The sequence below is a fragment of the Anaerocolumna chitinilytica genome, assembly GCF_014218355.1.
Classification (GTDB): domain Bacteria; phylum Bacillota; class Clostridia; order Lachnospirales; family Lachnospiraceae; genus Anaerocolumna; species Anaerocolumna chitinilytica.
This window is the reverse complement of the sequence record NZ_AP023368.1, coordinates 2825995-2844517: the sequence shown is the minus strand read 5'-3', so window position 1 is coordinate 2844517 and position 18523 is coordinate 2825995. Positions and strand designations below refer to the sequence as shown.

Annotated in this window: 17 protein-coding genes; 4 read left to right on the top strand and 13 right to left on the bottom strand. The window is 37.3% G+C overall.

Features of this window, described 5'->3' with window-relative positions:
• Positions 1 to 236 precede the first annotated feature (236 nt).
• From sufU to bsdcttw_RS12295, 9 genes are all read right to left on the bottom strand, one after another.
• Positions 237 to 671: a Fe-S cluster assembly sulfur transfer protein SufU gene (sufU, locus tag bsdcttw_RS12330; RefSeq protein ID WP_185255171.1), complete on the bottom strand. Its 435-nt coding sequence runs from the start codon at positions 669 to 671 to the stop codon at positions 237 to 239.
• A complete protein-coding gene (locus tag bsdcttw_RS12325; RefSeq protein WP_185255170.1) occupies positions 661 to 1890 on the bottom strand; it encodes a cysteine desulfurase in 1230 nt (409 codons plus the stop codon). The genes sufU and bsdcttw_RS12325 overlap by 11 nt, the downstream gene beginning before the upstream one ends.
• The gene (locus tag bsdcttw_RS12320; protein WP_185255169.1) at positions 1874 to 2971 is read right to left on the bottom strand and encodes a SufD family Fe-S cluster assembly protein; all 1098 of its coding nucleotides are present in this window, start codon (positions 2969 to 2971) and stop codon (positions 1874 to 1876) included. The genes bsdcttw_RS12325 and bsdcttw_RS12320 overlap by 17 nt, the downstream gene beginning before the upstream one ends.
• Before the next feature lie 275 nt (positions 2972 to 3246).
• Entirely contained in the window at positions 3247 to 4659 is a 1413-nt protein-coding gene (gene sufB / locus bsdcttw_RS12315) for a Fe-S cluster assembly protein SufB (RefSeq protein WP_185255168.1), read from the bottom strand.
• An 88-nt stretch (positions 4660 to 4747) separates the two neighbouring features.
• Positions 4748 to 5491, bottom strand: a complete 744-nt coding sequence (sufC, locus tag bsdcttw_RS12310) for a Fe-S cluster assembly ATPase SufC (protein ID WP_185255167.1) — start codon at positions 5489 to 5491, stop codon at positions 4748 to 4750.
• A gap of 210 nt (positions 5492 to 5701) precedes the next feature.
• On the bottom strand, positions 5702 to 5872 hold the full coding sequence (locus bsdcttw_RS12305) for a hypothetical protein (protein WP_185255166.1): 171 nt from the start codon (positions 5870 to 5872) through the stop codon (positions 5702 to 5704).
• Between the two features lie 20 nt (positions 5873 to 5892).
• A complete protein-coding gene (locus bsdcttw_RS25230) occupies positions 5893 to 6027 on the bottom strand; it encodes a hypothetical protein (RefSeq protein WP_269140601.1) in 135 nt (44 codons plus the stop codon).
• Between the two features lie 67 nt (positions 6028 to 6094).
• Positions 6095 to 7804, bottom strand: a complete 1710-nt coding sequence (locus bsdcttw_RS12300) for a S8 family peptidase (protein WP_185255165.1) — start codon at positions 7802 to 7804, stop codon at positions 6095 to 6097.
• Positions 7805 to 7942: 138 nt separating this feature from the next.
• Positions 7943 to 9820, bottom strand: a complete 1878-nt coding sequence (locus bsdcttw_RS12295; protein ID WP_197979800.1) for a DUF4914 family protein — start codon at positions 9818 to 9820, stop codon at positions 7943 to 7945.
• A gap of 639 nt (positions 9821 to 10459) precedes the next feature.
• Here bsdcttw_RS12295 and bsdcttw_RS12290 point away from each other — a divergent pair.
• The gene (locus bsdcttw_RS12290; protein WP_185255164.1) at positions 10460 to 11779 is read left to right on the top strand and encodes a hemolysin family protein; all 1320 of its coding nucleotides are present in this window, start codon (positions 10460 to 10462) and stop codon (positions 11777 to 11779) included.
• Between the two features lie 128 nt (positions 11780 to 11907).
• Here bsdcttw_RS12290 and bsdcttw_RS12285 read toward each other — a convergent pair whose 3' ends face one another.
• The gene (locus tag bsdcttw_RS12285; protein WP_185255163.1) at positions 11908 to 12759 is read right to left on the bottom strand and encodes a MurR/RpiR family transcriptional regulator; all 852 of its coding nucleotides are present in this window, start codon (positions 12757 to 12759) and stop codon (positions 11908 to 11910) included.
• 349 nt (positions 12760 to 13108) lie between these two features.
• Between bsdcttw_RS12285 and nagB the strand changes: the two genes are divergently transcribed.
• The 3 genes from nagB to bsdcttw_RS12270 all read left to right on the top strand — a co-directional run bounded on the left by nagB (position 13109) and on the right by bsdcttw_RS12270 (position 15290).
• Entirely contained in the window at positions 13109 to 13819 is a 711-nt protein-coding gene (gene nagB, locus bsdcttw_RS12280; protein WP_185255162.1) for a glucosamine-6-phosphate deaminase, read from the top strand.
• A gap of 63 nt (positions 13820 to 13882) precedes the next feature.
• Entirely contained in the window at positions 13883 to 15007 is a 1125-nt protein-coding gene (gene nagA / locus bsdcttw_RS12275; RefSeq protein ID WP_185255161.1) for an N-acetylglucosamine-6-phosphate deacetylase, read from the top strand.
• A gap of 109 nt (positions 15008 to 15116) precedes the next feature.
• On the top strand, positions 15117 to 15290 hold the full coding sequence (locus tag bsdcttw_RS12270) for a DUF1540 domain-containing protein (protein WP_185255160.1): 174 nt from the start codon (positions 15117 to 15119) through the stop codon (positions 15288 to 15290).
• A gap of 41 nt (positions 15291 to 15331) precedes the next feature.
• Here bsdcttw_RS12270 and bsdcttw_RS12265 read toward each other — a convergent pair whose 3' ends face one another.
• From bsdcttw_RS12265 to bsdcttw_RS12255, 3 genes are all read right to left on the bottom strand, one after another.
• The gene (locus tag bsdcttw_RS12265; RefSeq protein WP_185255159.1) at positions 15332 to 15958 is read right to left on the bottom strand and encodes a DedA family protein; all 627 of its coding nucleotides are present in this window, start codon (positions 15956 to 15958) and stop codon (positions 15332 to 15334) included.
• A gap of 931 nt (positions 15959 to 16889) precedes the next feature.
• A complete protein-coding gene (locus bsdcttw_RS12260) occupies positions 16890 to 17849 on the bottom strand; it encodes a S8 family peptidase (protein ID WP_185255158.1) in 960 nt (319 codons plus the stop codon).
• Between the two features lie 143 nt (positions 17850 to 17992).
• Complete coding sequence (locus bsdcttw_RS12255) at positions 17993 to 18277, bottom strand: hypothetical protein (RefSeq protein WP_185255157.1); 285 nt, start codon at positions 18275 to 18277, stop codon at positions 17993 to 17995.
• Between the last annotated feature and the right edge of the window lie 246 nt (positions 18278 to 18523).

The window sequence follows — 18523 nt, the reverse complement described above, 5'->3', positions numbered from 1 at the left end:
TTTAGTTTTATTTTATATATTCACCACAAAATATGCAAGTAAAGATAACAAAAGCTTCCAGAAACATAGCATCCGAATTACCTAAAAAAATGAGAAATATAACTTTTAAAGGTTAACATAAACAAATGCCATACAAAAGCTGATTTACACTTTTATATGGCACTATTATACTTTTATTACTTAGTTTCATTCATTACCTTATGGATTATACATCTATTAAACAGATATAGATAATTTTATTTACAGTTATCTTTAATACCTTCCTCTAAAGTATGCCATCCAAGAACAGCACACTTTACTCTGGCCGGCATGTGGGATATATCCTTTAGCGCAATGGCATCTTCCAAAACTTCTAAATCATCCTCATTTGTTATCTCATTCTTTATCATACCGGTAAAGGTACTTGCCAGTTGCTTGGCTTCTTCCAAGGTTTTTCCTTTGATCAAATCCACCATGATCGATGCAGAAGCTTGGGATATAGCACAGCCGCTGCCAACAAAGGATGCATCCTGTATAATACCATCATTTATCTGTAGTTCCAGTTCTATCTCATCACCGCAGCTTGGATTGATTCCGCGTTTGGTCTGTGTGGGACAGCCAAGGTGATGTTTGTTGTGATTGGAGTTCGCATGCTCTCTTAATATATCCGAATAAATATTTTCAATCCCCAAGACCCAGCCACCTCCTTACTTTTTTTAGACTTTCAATAAAGGCATTAACATCTTCCTTTGTATTATAAAAATAAAAAGAGATTCGACAGGTTGCAGCTGCTTGCATATACCGCATTAAAGGCTGTGCACAATGATGACCAGCCCGGATACAGACTCCATCTGCATCCAGAAGAGATGAAACATCATGGGGATGTACATCCGACACATTAAAGGAAATAACTCCGCTGCGGCTCTCGCTGTAACTCTTCTCACCATAAATGGTTACATAGGGCAATTCTCTTAATTTATCAAGAGCATAAACACTTAGTTCTTCCTCTGCCTTCTGGATTTTATCATATCCGACATCTTTTATATAATTTATTGCCGCCATTAATCCGATCGCACCGCCTACATTAGGTGTACCGGCTTCAAATTTCTGGGGAAGGGGGGCAAAGGTAGCATCCTGTTCAGAGACAAAATCTATCATCTCTCCGCCAGTCAGAAAAGGCGGCATTTCTTCTAAAAGCTGCCTTTTACCGTATAAAACGCCTATTCCCATCGGCCCTAACATCTTATGTCCGGAAAAGACTGCAAAATCCGTATCAAGTTCACTTACATCAAGAGGAAAATGAGGTATACTCTGAGCACAGTCAAGAACAGTAAAGGCCCCTACACTATGTGCTTTCTTTATAATTTTCTTTACAGGGTATATTGTTCCAAGCACATTAGAGACATAAGCTAAGGCTACGATTCGGGTGTTTTTGGTTATCTTCGCTTCAATTTCATCCTCTTTTATATGACCATTATCATCCAGATACAGATAGTTGAGTACGGCTTTTTTTTCTTTTGCCAGAAGCTGCCAGGGAAGCAAGTTGCTGTGATGCTCTGATATGGGAATAAGAATCTCATCCCCTTCCTTTAAGATACTTCTGCCAAAGCTATATGCAATTAAATTAAGGCTTTCTGTCGCATTTCTGGTAAAGATAATTTCAGCTGGCTCTTCAGCATTTATGAATTCAGCCGTAACTTTTCTTGCCTCTTCATATTCTTTCGTGGCCTTTTCACTGATATCATAAAGACCTCTGTAAGGGTTGGCATTATATTCGCTGTAGTAATCTTCCACTGCTTTTATAACAGCTTCCGGCTTTTGTGTCGTTGCCGCATTATCAAGATATATAAGCGGTTTTTCTCTTTGCTTTTGATTCAGCAAGGGAAAATCTTTTCTATAGGGATTTGACATGGTTTAACCTCCCCTTAACATACTCGGATACTTTTTCTCTTAGTTCCTCGGAGGGTATTGTCTGCAGTGCAGGATTAAACCACGCTTCTACCATAAGTTTCTTGGCATCTGCTTCACTTAATCCTCTGGACATCATATAAAACAATTTTTCCTCATCGATTTTACCGCTGTTAGCTGCATGTTTTCCGGATACATTTTCCTCACCGCAAAGGATAAGAGGAACAGATACATTCTTAATCGTCTTATCAAATAATAAAGTGTATTCACCCTCAGCACCTTCCGATCCGGATGCACCTTTTTTAAAATCAATGGTCCCGCGGAATATCTTCTTACTGGTATCTGAGAGTGCACCGTTTACTCGCATATCACTCTTGGAGTTCTTTCCATAATGATTGGCTACATAATTAAAATCAAGATTTCTTTCTTGATCCCCATAATAAATGGTATCTACATGCAGTTCGCTTTCATCTCCCTTTAAATCCCCTAGTATACCACTTATGCCATGGCTTCCACCCAGTTCACATTGGGTAATATAGATTTGGCCGCCACTCTCTGTCACTGCACCAATATTACTAAAATGAAAGGCATTGTCAGGAAGGAGTTGTATCTGAATGAGACGAATCACTGCATTCCTGCCGGCTTTTAGAAAAACTAAGGTTCCATGGAATAAATCCTCAGCTTTTTCTCCTTCATAGGTAACAACCAGTGTTATCTCACTGTCTTCTTCTGCGAGAATACAAGTTTCTTCGATTAATGCAGGATTTTCATCTTTCAGATTATATTTTAAAAACACAGGTTCCTTAATTCTAACACCCTTGGGAACTGTTATTGTCATCTCCTGATTCTTGTTCAGGCGGATAAAATCCGTGGCCTCTTCTCCCATACCGGTAAGAGGCAGTTTCTCTAAGGGAAGATTATTGTTTCTGGTTATAACCAGCTTCTTTACTCCCTCACCTTCCGGCTCGGTTTTATAAAAAGGGGTAATACTTGGAATCTCCCGCTTAAGTTTTAATTCATTAACACCTAACCAGCGAAAAGTCTTCACCGGCAGTTTATTTGCTTCTTTCAATTCAAGCACCATACTAACCTCCAAGCTGCCAACATACCTTAAATATGGTAGTCAGCTTATATTTATGTAGGAATTATGCTTCTCAATAATTCCTACTAATCTCAACGCACCACCAACGCGCCTTAAATATGAGCGCCAGCCCATATTTATGTAGGAATTATGTTTCTCAATAATTCCTACTAATCTCACACGTCGCCAATACGCCTTAACGCACCGCCAACACGCCTTAAATATGGGCGCCAACCCATATTTATGTAGGAATTATGCTTCTCAATAATTCCTACTAATTAGCCAATGCTGCCTTCCATTTCTAGGCGGATCAGCTGATTCATTTCAAGAGCATATTCCAACGGAAGTTCTTTGGCAATTGGCTCTGCAAAACCACTAACAATCATTGCCCTTGCATCTGCTTCACTAAGCCCTCTGCTCATAAGATAGAATATTGTATCATCACTGATTCTTCCGATTTTTGCTTCATGTCCTATGTCAACATTGTCATTACGGATATCCATAACAGGAATTGTATCAGACCTTGACTTGGAATCAAGCATCAGCGATTCACAGGACACCGCACATTTGGCACCATCTGCTTCGGCGCCCATAACAACTGCGCTGCGAAAGGTTGAGCATCCGCCATCTTTTGAGATTGATTTGGAGCTCATATGGGAGGAAGTATTTTTTGCTGCATGAACTACTTTTACGCCAGTATCCAGGTTCTGCCCGTTACCTGCAAAAGTAATACCTGTATATTCCATCTTTGCATTCTCACCTTTTAAGATGCTCATAGGATAGAGATAGGATACTCTTGAACCAAAGGAACCGGAGACCCATTCCATTGTTCCGTTTTTTTCTACAGAAGCACGTTTGGTATTTAAGTTGAACATATTTTTAGACCAGTTTTCAATCGTCGAATAACGAAGCCTTGCGCCTTCCCCTACGAATAGTTCCACACAGCCTGCATGCAGATTGGCTACATTGTATTTGGGTGCGGAACAGCCTTCGATAAAATGCAGATTAGCTCCTTTATCAACTACAATCAACGTATGCTCGAACTGACCGGCTCCCGGCGCGTTCAAACGGAAATAGGACTGTAACGGTATCTCCACCGATACTCCCGGCGGAACATAAACAAAGGAGCCTCCGCTCCATACAGCACCGTGCAATGCAGCAAATTTATGGTCTCTGGGGGTCACTAACTTCATAAAATGCTCCCTTACGATATCTTCATGCTCTCTTACAGCACTTTCCATATCCGTATAAATAACACCGAGATTTTTTACTTCTTCTCTTACATTATGGTAAACTACCTCCGAATCATATTGAGCGCCGACCCCTGCAAGGGAAGTTCTCTCAGCCTGGGGAATTCCCAAGCGTTCGAAGGTATTCTTGATATCCTCCGGCACTTCTTCCCACTTTAACTGCATTTTTGTATTTGGTCTGACATATGTTACGATATCCTCCATATTAAGACCCTCAAGGCTGGGGCCCCACACCGGAACATTAAGTTCTTTATATATTTTAAGTGAATTCTGTCTGAATTCTCTCATCCATGCCGGGTCATTTTTTTCTAAGGATATAGCATTTACGATTCCGGAAGTAAGGCCTTTTGAAGTCTTATATGAGGCATCCACTTTATCCTTTATATCATAAATACTTCGGTTCACATCTTCGACGTAAGTCTTATTCTTAACAGCTTCCATATTTGGCTCCTTTCTGCTGCAAGTCTTTGAGCTTATTACAGCTGAAACATATTTTCTTTACAATCGTTAAAATAGTTTTTCAACTGTTTTAATGAAAAGCTAATTCTTTGAATCCTTTTCTGTTAACTTCCTCAACAAGAGATGCATCTCCGGTCTTTACCAATTTACCGTCGACCAATATATGCACATAGTCAACATCCAGATATTCAAGAATCTTTGTATTATGAGTAATTATTAAAAGAGAATTGTTTTTATTTTTAAAGGTCTTTACTCCCTGGGATACTATTTTAACAGCATCCACATCAAGCCCGGAATCAGTTTCATCTAATATTGCAAGCTTGGGATTCAGCATTAGCATCTGGAGTATTTCTGATTTTTTCTTTTCACCACCAGAAAACCCAACATTGAGATAACGATCTCCATATTCTTTATCCATACCAAGGCTTTCCATGGTTTTTCCCATTTCTTTTCTATACGAAAGAACTTTTAAAGGCTTTCCGTCCACTGCTATTTTTGATGTCCTCATAAAGCTCTCTAAACTAACACCTGACAATTCTTCCGGGTTCTGGAAGGATAGAAAGATTCCCTTTTTGGCTCTTACATCCGTCTTTTCGTATGTAATGTCATCTCCCTCAAAATATATACTGCCTTCTTCCACTTCATATTTCGGATGTCCCATTATAGAATAACCCAGAGTTGATTTTCCCGCTCCATTAGGTCCCATAATGACATGGGTTTCTCCTTTATTAATAGCAAGATCTAATCCATTTAATATCTCTTTCCCTTCAACACAAACCTTAAGTCCTTTTATTTCCAATAACTTATCTGACATAGTGATCACCATCTACCTTTCATTCATAGTAAATAGGGATATTTCATAAAATAATATGCTACTATACAATATGTTTAATCCCTACTAATTTAATCCCTATTATAATGCTCGGGATTAAACTTTGCAACCCCCAATTACATATATTATTTACACTATTATTTACACGAAAAAGGCTGCTGCTATTCTCATGCAGCAGCCTTGGCTAAATTCTTACCATTTACCGTCATATTTTATTGGATTTGCCTTTTCATGACCGCTTTTTGCTTTACCCTGGATTTCAGGAACGGGCTTTTCTTCGTTTTTCTTTCTGGTAAGTCCTATATGCTCCATCGTTCCGTGAGGTTCTTCCTCATCTGGTCGTCTCATTCCTGCTTTTGCCATAATTATCTCTTTCCTGATGGTTAAACATCATTGTGCTTTATAGATTGTTTCTTAGCATTTCTATTTTGATTCTGATTTTCCCGGGTTATAGGAGTTTGATTATCCGCTTTCTCCATGCGAGCCTTTTTGTTATCCGGTTGACTGTCTTTTGGCATATTTACCTCCTTATCTATTCTTTTCAAGATAAGTATGCTTCTACTGTTTATAGCTTATTCATTCTTCTTATCTCTGTATTGTCTCACCTCTTAAACTGTCGAAGGTTCTGTATATATCAATCATACCAAATCCCCATTCTTTGTTTGGATAAGTCAATGTAGGACTGCGTTTTACTCCTCTGATAAGAAATTGCTTCACTTCAATGGTATCCATATATACCATCTTACCTTTTACTAATCCCCATTCAACAATCAAAGCACATATTCCTGCTGTAACTGCCGCAGCAAGGCTGGTTCCTGATTTTGATGTAAAACCATTACTGCCAGGGCATAATAATTCTACCCCTGGTGCTGCTAAATCCGGCTTTATACCATTTAATCTGGTATATCCTCTGCCTGCATTTCGATAAAGGCTCTGATTTCTGTAATCATAAGCGGTGACAGTTATTGGTATGCCTGCATTTCCTGGTGTTGTTATCGTGGTATCAGGATTCGGTTTGACAAATTTAGTATCTTCCTTTATAAATCCGGTTAACGGAAGCCATACATGGAATCCTGTGCTGATATCTTTTATACCATATACTTTAATTCGCCAGATGCCTTCAGCCGGTTTAATAAACTGCATGAATATGAGCTGATCTCCTGTTTGCGCCTCTGCAATCTGGTAGCTAATATTAAGGGTAGTATCCTCAAATAAAAACCGAATAACTCTGCTTTCACCTAGTCTTGCCGGTATTCTTGGTATATACTCCCCGGAAGGAGATGTGATATCAATAGAATATACACCAGGTGCCTGACCCCATATTTCAAGAGTAAACCCATTCTCACCTTTTCCTACATTCAATTCAACGGTATCATAACCTACCTTATTATCAATATTAGAATAATAATGATGTCCGGCTGCACCTTCGTTTCCACCCGGCAGGACTATAATTACACCATTTCTTTCAGCAAGCGAAGCTAACATATGGCTTATGGGCTCTCTGCCGTCATGTCCTCCCATATTGGAACTAAGCCCTATACAGATTACGATTGGCTTTTTTTGTGCTTTTGAAAGATTTACAAGATAAAGAACACCTGCCATAATATCATTTTCCTGATAGCAATCCACATCTTTTGGAATAAAGAGGTAATCTCGCAGAGCATCTTTTGCCTGTTTCAATTTCACCACTGCAATTTCAGAAGCAGTGGCAACACCGCTGAAATCATTCTCAGTAACTACATTACCGGCAGCTAATCCAGCCAAAGCGGTACCATGCCCATTCTCATCATTAGTAGGGACTACTGTTAGAGGGTTTTCACTCATAAGTGCAGTATTAATATCACTCTGTGTGAACTCTTTACCATAGTAAAATGTATTTTCCCCAGCATCCGGGTTAATGATAGTTTGATCCCAAATAGACAAAATCCTTGTAGTTTTATCACTCTTCATAAAAACCGGATTGCGGTAATCAATTCCGGTATCAATAATTCCAATAATTACGCCTTCTCCTCTCAGATTAAGCCCTGGAAGTGTCAGGAGCCTGTTAAGACCTACTGCTTCATAAGTAAGAGATTCAGCTAATCCAAATACTTTTGGTATTGTAGTATACCCAATTTCCTCGACTAATTTTAATAGTGGCTTTTTAACCGGCACATAAACAACTGCATAAGTTTCATCCAGTTTCACCATCGTTTCACCGGTTATTCCCTCTAATCTATCAAGGTCAGCATCATGTTCTACTATTATATCTGCATAATCATTGCTTGTTATTTTAATCTGTTCTTCCGGTGTCATACATTCCTCTTATAAAGTACTTTGTAATATATATGTAAGTTGAATGCAATAAATATCCTTCTGAAAATAAAAGCCCGGAAAGTAAAGCTTTCCGGGCTTTGAATCATCTATATAACAGCATATTTTATTATTAAAGAATTAATATCTCATTGGAAGAATGTCACAATAGTCATCCAATGTTCCATTGTTATAAAAGCATTCAATAATTTTTCTTCCTAAAGGATCAAGTTCAGGTGTGTTAAACTTAGCAAGCTCATCCTTAAAGAAATCAACCAGAATTTGGGCACCTTTATCATATCCCTCAATACCCACCTCAGCCTGAAGCTCTGGACGAAGGAAATCATTTCTGATATATCTTCCGTCAATACGAATTGACTTCTGACAATATCCAAGGATATTGCAGCGTGCTTCCACTAAATGTTCCGGCTTGAATTTTGCTCCGCCGCGTCTTGCAATATATTCTCTTGCTACCCATTGGGGCATGAAACTTACTTCATATACACCGATATGCTGATTAGGAATTAATACATATCTGGTATGAGAAGAATTCTTTATCTGTTCCAAAAGCAGATTGGCCTGGGTTACCATTTTACCGGTTGCAAATGGCCAATAGGAGCCAACACCTTCACTTGTCATCTTATTGGTTGAATTAATACTGGGGTTATTGTAGCCTCTTGGTGCCACAAGTCTCCATAACCATGCAAGAGCCGGAGGAAGGATATGGAACAGGCCAATAACACCATAACTTGGCTTCTCTTTCGTACAAGGCGGTGTCCTAACACCAAAGCTTCTGATGTCCACCTCAACAAGTTCGCTGACCACATCCTGAACAAATTCTCTTGGAAGAATAACTCTCGGGTTCGGACAAGGTTTACCGTCAGAATCAATGATATGCTCCCAAGGCAGACAGGTCGCACCGGAGGTTGCCTGCATGTTTATATATACTAAAGGTCTCTTAGGCTGGATTAATGTGCTTTCAAGCTGTGGAGAGTCTCCATATTTCTTTATGTTATCAAGACGTAAAAACCAACCGTCTTCTGCATCCTTTACAACTAACTTATGACTTTCATTCTGCATATCGGTATGGCATAAAGCCATATCATCCGTAACAGGACGAAGTTCGCATGCATCTACCAGTTCAATATATGTTTTTTCTTTGGTAATGGTATTCACACCAAGAACAACCTTACCGTCTAATTCTCTATGGATATTTTCTGTCATTTCGCTCTTACCGCCGCCAGAAGCACCTTCATGCATGATAACAATTTCATTATCATAGGGAGTAATTACCTTTACTGTGGATGCGTGGCATGTAGTCCAGCCTTCATTCTCACCTATATTTAGCAATACACCATAAATACCTTTTTTTGCACTGGGACCTGGATAGAGATTATAAGAAAATACTTCATGTAAATCATCAAGTCTGTTATGAACAACCACTTGCTTACCATTAAAATGAGTATGACGAAACGGCGGAGCAAGATAAACAATTGCTTTTGGGGTAAATCCATCTTCCATATCATTTATACTAACAAATTCCTGTAAATCAGCTAAAGCAGCACCAAAAAAACCTGCATTAGCCGGAGCAATTAAAATGGATGGATATCCGTACTCTTTGCCACCGGACATAAAGGGAATTAACATTAAATCCTGTCCCTTAAGCCAATTAAGTGTAGCGTCTCTTAATTCTTTAAAATCCTTGTGGTAAACCTCCTCATATCTAGGTTTATCTGTTTCCTTATCATCTGATACAATAAGGCTATCCGGATCTCTTCTTCTCATATAGTCTTCCGGATAGTTACCGATTACACCATTTCGGCATCTTGTTACTGTTGCTTCCAGAACAGAACCTTTTCCTTCTACGTCGTATCTGACCTCGAATTCATTTCCACCTTCTGGACCAAAGGAAAGAGCCAGTAATTCCTCTTTGGTAGCAGGTACTACTACGCTCTTACAACCACTAATTATTGCTTTTACATCATCTGAAAAATTAAATTTCTGTAACAATTCGTTCACCTAATCATCCTTTCTAGCCATATGCCTCCCTGACTTCTAATCTATTTCAAATAGATTTTACATCAATGTTGACACTTATAAAAACCGACACCCCTTTCATATTCAAAGGGCATCCGTTTTTTATTTACTGTCTGCTGTACTCGTAAAACTTTGTTCTGCCTGCCGTCATTTTCACCAGTTTTCATTCATAAAAGTATACATTTTTTACTTTAAAATGTTACCACAAAAAATGCCTACTTTCCCACCGATTATAAACCATTTCACTCCCACTGTCAACCTGCCTTTTTTCACCATAGCCTAACAGGATATCTCGAAACACTGGATAAATACTGGCTTTGTGGCGTATTTTAAAATTGTATACAAAAGTACAATATGCGAATAAGATGTAATTACTGGCAGTTCAATATCAATACAATTTGATTTTATCAAAAGATGGTCACTATAAGTGCATGTATTTTTATGACACAATGTGTATATTGTTGCATGCATATGTATATTTAATAGTTTTATTCCTGTTGTTTAAGTTTACAACTATTATCTCTAAATACAGCACTTTACAATAACCCCATCTGGCCTATTTACCTTTTTTCAATTTTGTGATATAATAGATACAAAATTTTTTTAGGAGGATTATTTACAATGGATTCTGACCCTGACGGGGATAGTATTTTAATTCAGATACTAATACTAATCGTTATAACATTTATCAATGCATTTTTCTCATGTGCCGAAATGGCAATGGTATCATCCAACAAAAACAAAATTAAGCGGCTGGCCGACAATGGTAACAAGAGAGCCGGTCTGGTTCAGAAAATTATGGAGGAACCTACGAAATTCCTCTCGACTATACAGGTTGCAATTACCTTAGCCGGTTTCTTTTCCAGTGCATCTGCAGCAACCGGCTTATCCGGAACCTTAGGACAATGGTTATTAAAGCTTCATGTTCCACATGGTGATGAAATATCCTTTTTTGCAGTGACCATTATCTTATCCTATTTTACTTTGGTATTTGGTGAATTAGTTCCCAAAAGAATAGCTTTAACAAAAACCGAAGAAATTAGTATGTTTGTTGTAAAGCCCATTAATACCATATCGAAAGTAACCTCTCCTTTCATCCGTTTTCTTACGGCTTCCACTAATCTGGTAATGAGAATATTCGGTTCAAAAGCATCTATTCAAGAAGATGTTTTATCCAGGGAGGAAATAAAGTCCTTAATCGATGAAGGACAAGTACATGGTGTGCTTAATGAGAACGAAAGAGAAATGATTAATTCTATTATCGAATTCGATGATAAAATAGCCAAGGAAATCATGACACCGAAGGTTAATGTTTTTGCCGTTAATATTCTGGACCCTGCGGAAAGCTATTTTGATAAGTTACTGGAAACAAAATACTCCCGTATTCCGGTATATGAAGATGATATTGACAATGTTATTGGTATCTTATATTTTAAGGATTATATGAAAGAAGTTATCAAAGCGGGCAGGGACAACATTGATATTCGTTCTATTTTAACGAAGCCTTATCTGGTTCCTGATAGTAAGAATATCTATGAATTGTTTAAAGAACTTCAGGTTTCAAAAAATCATATTGCGGTTTTGATTGACGAATATGGTGGTTTTTCCGGTATAGTTACCATGGAAGATCTTGTAGAAGAGGTCATGGGGGATATTGAGGACGAATACGATACTTATATTCCAAAGATAAAGAAACTGGATAACTCCACTTATCTCTTAGACGGACTTCTTACCATTGATGAGCTCAATGATGAGTTGGACCTTGATATCTCATCCGAGAATTATGACACTATCTCAGGTTTCCTTATTGATACCATGGGAGCCATTCCAAGTGATGATGAAGACCGTACAATAGAAATTGATAACTTGGTATTTAAAATACTCTCCGTAAAACAAAAGAGAATCGATAAGATAAAACTCTATATTGGCACCTCAGCCTGATTCTTGACCTAGGCAATACACCAAGGCGTATAATGAGAAAAGCTGCAATTTCAACCTATGAAATTGCAGCTTTTTATTAATTTTATCTCAAAATAAAATCATCAATTTTTTATTATATATATTACATATTATAGAAGCTTTGTAGATATGGACTCTGTCGTTCTTGCCTTATTCTCCATGCATTGGTTGTAGTGTTTGATAAAGTATTGCAAATACAATACCTCAAGGACATATAATTGTACCACAGAGGTAGTAGAGGCTCCCCCGTCCAAGGGTCCTTCATTTGAGCCGCATAAAAGGACTATATCCGCATCTGCTGTAAGCGCGGTTTTAGCAAAATGGGTTATTATAACAGACGGGCAGCCATTTTGCTTTACCAACTTATGTATCTCTATCATATCCTTCGTAGATCCGGAATAGGAAAATATAACAGCCAGGTCTCTGGAGTCTAACAAAGAGGCTGCCATGTGCTGCATATGTGTATCTCCGGTAAACTCTACATTAGGAATAATTCTCATAAATTTCTGTTTTGCTTCCAAGGCAATCGCACCGGAAGAACCCACTCCAAAGAAATGAATTTTTCTGGCAGCCGACATTAAATCCACTGTTTTTCCTGCCTGTTCGAAATCCAGTAATTCAAAGGTCTCTTTTAAACTTTCTATATGTGCGGATAATGTCTTTTCACAGATAGTTCTTGTATCATCTCCGACTTCAATAATACCTGCAACACTTTCCTTATTTCCTTCGTTCTTCGTAATATCCTGTGCTAAAAGCACCTTGAATTCCTGATAACCATTTAACTTTAGCTCTTTGCAAAAACGAAAAACCGTAGTATCTCCAACCTTACAGTTCAAAGCCAAGTCCGTTATGGAGGTATATAATACTTTTCTTGGATTTTCAAAGATATAATCTGCAACTTTTTTTTCGGATTTCGTAAATTTTGAGTAATTTTTTTCAATTCTTTCTAATATTCCGCTCATGTTTCACCTTCTTTTCATAACAGTATCTTAGTTGCTAGGCTATTCGTGTCAGGATTACAGTTCTATAATAAGGCTGCCCTTCCCAATATTTTATCGTTACTTATTTTTGCTGTCAATAAGGAGGTAAATAGATGCATTACTCTGTTTAAACCTTCTATTAAAAGATTATACTCATATATAAAAGGCTTGTATACTCTTTATGAAAAATATTTTTATTCTATCATGAAAATATTTTTTATTTTTCTTGCTTTTTTATTTTAGTTAAGCTACTATTATTTTACGAACCGCAGTCTTAAAACTGCGGTCAAAACTACAATTTTATACTAATTTTACAATGTGAGGTACGAAAATGAACTTGATTAAAGCTAATGGTTATAAGGATTTAAGCAGAAAAGCCGCAAATGTAATCTCCGCACAGGTTATCTTAAAACCAAACAGTGTTCTTGGTCTTGCAACTGGCTCCTCTCCTATTGGCACCTATGAACAGCTTATTGAATGGTATCAGAAAGGAGATGTTGATTTTTCAAAAGTAACATCCGTTAATTTGGATGAATACTGGGGCATTTCTCCTGAGAATCCGCAAAGCTATCGTTACTTCATGAACCAGCATTTCTTCTCCCATGTCAACATTAACCCACTTAATACAAATGTACCTAATGGTCTTGCAAATGATCCGGAAGAGGAATGTATTCGCTATGAGAAGTTGATTGCTGATCTTGGCGGTATTGACTTACAGCTCTTAGGCATCGGACACAACGGACATATAGGTTTTAATGAACCGGATGTCTCCTTTGAGAAGACAACTCATGTTGTCGAATTGGATGAAACCACACGACAAGCCAATGCTCGTTTCTTCCAGTCCTTAGAAGAGGTTCCTGATAAAGCTATCACTATGGGTATTCGCTCCATTATGCAGTCTAAGAAGATTCTTTTGATTGCGAACGGACCTGACAAACAGGATATCATCCAGAAAGCTTTATTCGGTCCTGTAACTCCTGAGCTGCCTGCTTCCATTCTGCAATTTCATCCGGATGTAACAGTTGTTTATTCCTTTGAATAAGAGATTGTAACTTTATACCTGCAGTGTAAATTTGCAGGTATCAGAAAGGATATGGTTATCATTATGTTATTAAAAAATGCATCTGTCTTTATAGACGGTAAATTCCAAGCGGCTGATATCACTGTTTCGGGCGGTCTTTTTCAGGATACAGCAGCTAACACCGAAGAACATGAGACATTGGATTTAACAGATAAGCTTATAATTCCCGGCTTTATAGAATTGCACTCCCATGGTTGTATCGGTTATGATTTTACAACATCTGCTCCCGAGGAACTGGAGAAGATGTGTGAATTCTATAGTGAAAACGGTATCACTTCCATTCTTGCGACAACTATGACAATTGGCTATGATACATACAAAAAAGCCATGGAAAACATTAAAACGGTTTGCGAAAAAGGAACAAAAGGCAGCCGTATTATTGGCATTAATATGGAAGGGCCTTTCCTTGGCGCATCAAAAAAAGGAGCTCATGATACCAGATATCTGCTCTCTATCAATGAGCAGAAATATGAGGAACTAAATGACATATCCGGCGACAGAGTTCGAATTATTGATCTTGATCCGGATTTACCAGGAGCTCTTCCCTTTATTGAAAAATACAGTAAAAAGAAAATAATATCTCTTGCTCATACCTCCTGTGATTACGATACTGCTGTAAAGGCTATTGAAGCAGGTGCAACCCACGTTACTCATTTATTCAACGCCATGAACGGTCTCCACCATAGGGCTCCGGGTATAATCGGTGCTGTTTCTGACTGCCCTGTAAATGCTGAGATTATCTGTGATGGAATCCATATCCATCCTTCTGTTATGAGACTGGTATTTAAAGCTTTCCCGGAAAAACTAATCCTTATCTCTGACTCCATGAGTGCTGCCGGTCTGGAAGACGGCCCTTACGAACTTGGCGGACAAAAAGTAATTGTTAAAGATGGAAAGGCAGCTTTGGAGGATGGAACCATTGCAGGCTCTACCACTACCATCTATAAAGCCTTTAAGAAGTGTATAGAAATCGGTATTCCTGTTGAGCAGGCAGTTCTTAGTGCTACTTTATACCCTGCCAGAGCAATACATGCAGATAACGAAATTGGTTCAATTGAAAAAGGCAAACGCGCTGATTTTATTGTAATGGATAAAAATTACAATATCGAAAAAGTTTATTCAGGCGGTAACTTAATTGTATCTCATTAGCAATAAATTACAGAATAAAAGAAGATAAAAAGTACATTCTAACTACTGCAAAGAACTTTACTAATCTTTCGCGAAAATCATTGTACCCGTTTGAAAGGAGATTTTTAAGATGGACATTAATTCAAGCATAGGTTGCAGAGTGTCAGAATGTAAATATCATGCAGGTGATTCACAGCATTGTACACTGGACAAAATTATGGTTGGCAAAAACGAATCTTACTCTTCAAAAGCAGAAGATACGGATTGTGAATCCTTTAAAGCAAAAGAAGATAAAGCTTACTAAAATAAAGCAGGAATGGAAATAACTCCATTCCTGCTCTTATTTTAATGTTCATCATCTTTATTTTTTTTTCTTGATTTATAAAACCAGAATACCAATGCTATGAATAAAATGCCAAGAACAATGATTGTGATATGTGTAAAAGTATCTGTTTTAGCTACTATCTTCTCCCAGGAATTACTTGCTGCTTTACCCAAGAATACCAAAACGGTATTCCACACGAGGGAACCAATTGCTGTAAGGAGAAAGAAGATTCCAAAATTCATGCCTGACATTCCTGCCGGTATGGATATAAGGCTTCGTACAATAGGTATACAGCGGCATATTAGAACTGTTATCTTTCCTTTAGAATTGAACCAGGTATAAGCTTTCCCTACATCCTCTTTTTTCAAATGAAGAATTTTACCAAGCTTACCGTCTAATATCTTTTCCATCCTTTCCATGGATAAGATATTTCCTAAACCGTATAGAATAGCAGCACCAATCAAGGACCCCAAGGTTGAGAAGATTATAACACCTTCTACTGTTAATGTTGTGAAGGTAGTCATGAAACCACCAAAAGTCAATATAACTTCAGACGGAATCGGCGGAAAAACATTTTCTAAAGCTATTAAAAAAGTAATTCCTAGATATCCGAATTGGTTCATAAAATCAATAATCCAGTTAGTCATAAATTCTCTCCAATTTTTAATCTATTCAGGCTGCTATAGGCTGTCTGTGTACCAGGCTCTGCAGCACTGTTAAAATTTAATTCGGAAGGGAAATTTTACTTATCAATCCCTCACACTACTACATTATATTGTATACTCGTTTAGAATACAACCTTGATTTCCGGTGTTCACAAAAAAGTCATTCTATTTTTCTTTATCGGCGGTATTCCTTCAAGAAACTTAAAAATAAACTTTAAATACGTATATTTTCTTTGATATTATACATAATAGAGAGTGGATAGCAAATCAAATTTATCTTCCCTTTAAGAACATGAACCTGATGCAGATAGCTTATATAAAAGATGAAGTCAATTTTGTTAACGAGTAATGTCTTGGAGGGATTCAAAGATATTTGTGCAGTTATCCTTCAATATAAAATTGAAATACAGTTTTTCTCATTCTGTATACAAACTAAAAATGAGATGAGTCCTACAAGACTCATTCACAAAAGAGCCTTCCAACGAAAACTCGTAAGGAAGGCTTCTTTTGTATAAATTTTATCTTTCTCTAAAATGATTTCCATATATTACAATATAAATTCTGCATAATACAAGCTCTTTTGTTTATAATAATGAATGGATACACAAGCAAATGAAAAAGAAATTTTCTTTTATTTCTAATCAGATGCCGCCTGTAGTCCATTGACTTTAAAGATAAAAAACTACAGCTCGTCTCAAACTGTAGTGGAACCCAATAACAGCAAATTTAGGAGATGGTTAAGTTGGACTGGCTATTGTCATGAAGATAAGTACTATTTCAATTGATTTCGCTTAAAGGGTATTTGTTTTAATTACAACTGAATATTGAGAGACAAATGCACTGACTAATCTTAGTGCAAAATTGATACAAAGGGAATCTGTTATTACAGATTCCCTTTGTATTTCTACATTAATTATCTGGATAAATCTATCAAACCATTTCCCTGGCTCTTCTTGCTTATTCCAAGATCCACGGTTTTCTTTATCAATTGGGCATAAAGCTCAGCTTCTGTTAAATGTCTTTGGAAGGCACTTTCACTTTCATTGACAATAAGTGCAGCTGCACCTGAAACATGAGGAGTAGCCATAGAAGTACCACTTAAGGTTGCGTATTTTCCGCCGATATAAGTTGATAATATTCCCACACCGGGTGCTACCAAATCTACGTTATCATTGCTGTTACTGAAAGTAGCTATCTTTTTATTAAAATCAATAGCACCTACTGCGATAGCTTCATTATAGGCTCCGGGGTAACTGAATTCATTGGTTTTACTGTTGTTATCTCCTTCATTTCCTGCCGCGCAGATTACCAGTATATCATTGGCAACTGCATTTTTTACTGCATTATGAAGGTTAGCGACATCGGTTGGTCCGCCAAGAGACATGGAGATTACTCTTACTTTTTCTCCATTGCTGCCTCTCCAGGTAACCGCATAATTAATGCCATCAATAATACTCTGATAACTTCCGCTGCCATTCTTATCTAATACTTTGAGAATCAAAAGCTTAACCAAAGGAGCAGCTCCGACAACGCCAACATTATTCTCGATTGCTGCGATTGTTCCTGCAACATGTGTTCCATGTCCGTTGTTATCTTCGAATTTATTAACATCCTTATTGTAATCCTTGGTAAAATTTCTTCCGCCTACAATTCTACCTATAAGATCCGGATGATCAGTCTGGCAGCCTGTATCAATAATAGCAACTACCACACCTTCCCCTTTCTTTGATGCCTCCCAAAGATAAGGCGCATTGATCATCTGAATTCCCTGAGGTATTTCACTTGCACTTTCATGAACCTGTTGTACTTCAAATGGTATTAATCCGACTTTTTCTCTCTTCAAATCCGTATGAAATTTACTCAAAAATTTCATTACGCATTTCCTTTCTTATATTTGCTCTTCCGCAATGATATACAGGAAGGCCCGATGACAAAATTTATGCTATATAATTTCCATCATCAATATTAATATATTAAGGTTTGTCGAATTTTGTACCATTCTGTTGTAAGAGAAAATTACTTCTGTTCTTTTTGTGCTACATAAAGGGTGCCGCTTAAAATCAATACGATAGTAAGGACAGATAAGATTACGATAGGGGAACGGCCTGCCTGAGTATTTATTTCATCGTTGGCAGGAATTATGGATTCCGCTTTGCTGTCCATTTTCATATATGCGGTCTGTTTATTATTAAGAGTATGTGATACTGTTTGGGCTGTAATAAAGTTAGCAGCTATCAATAAAACGAAAGCTAAACTAACTCCAACCATCATAAATACTACCTGATTATATTTTTTCAGCATAGACTCTTACCTAACCTTTCATCTTTATTTTTGTTCTTTTTAATAGATGCATTATAGTAATTTAAAGAAAATAATCTTTATTTCCACTTTGTAAACATTAGACGAGAAAAACCTTTCACTTGTTCCCTTATCATAACAAGAAAATAATGGAGTTGTTTTTTACGCTATAAATAAAAATATGTCAGATATAAGCAGCTACTTTTGCTATATCTGACACACTATTATTTTCTTATATATTTTGTTCTA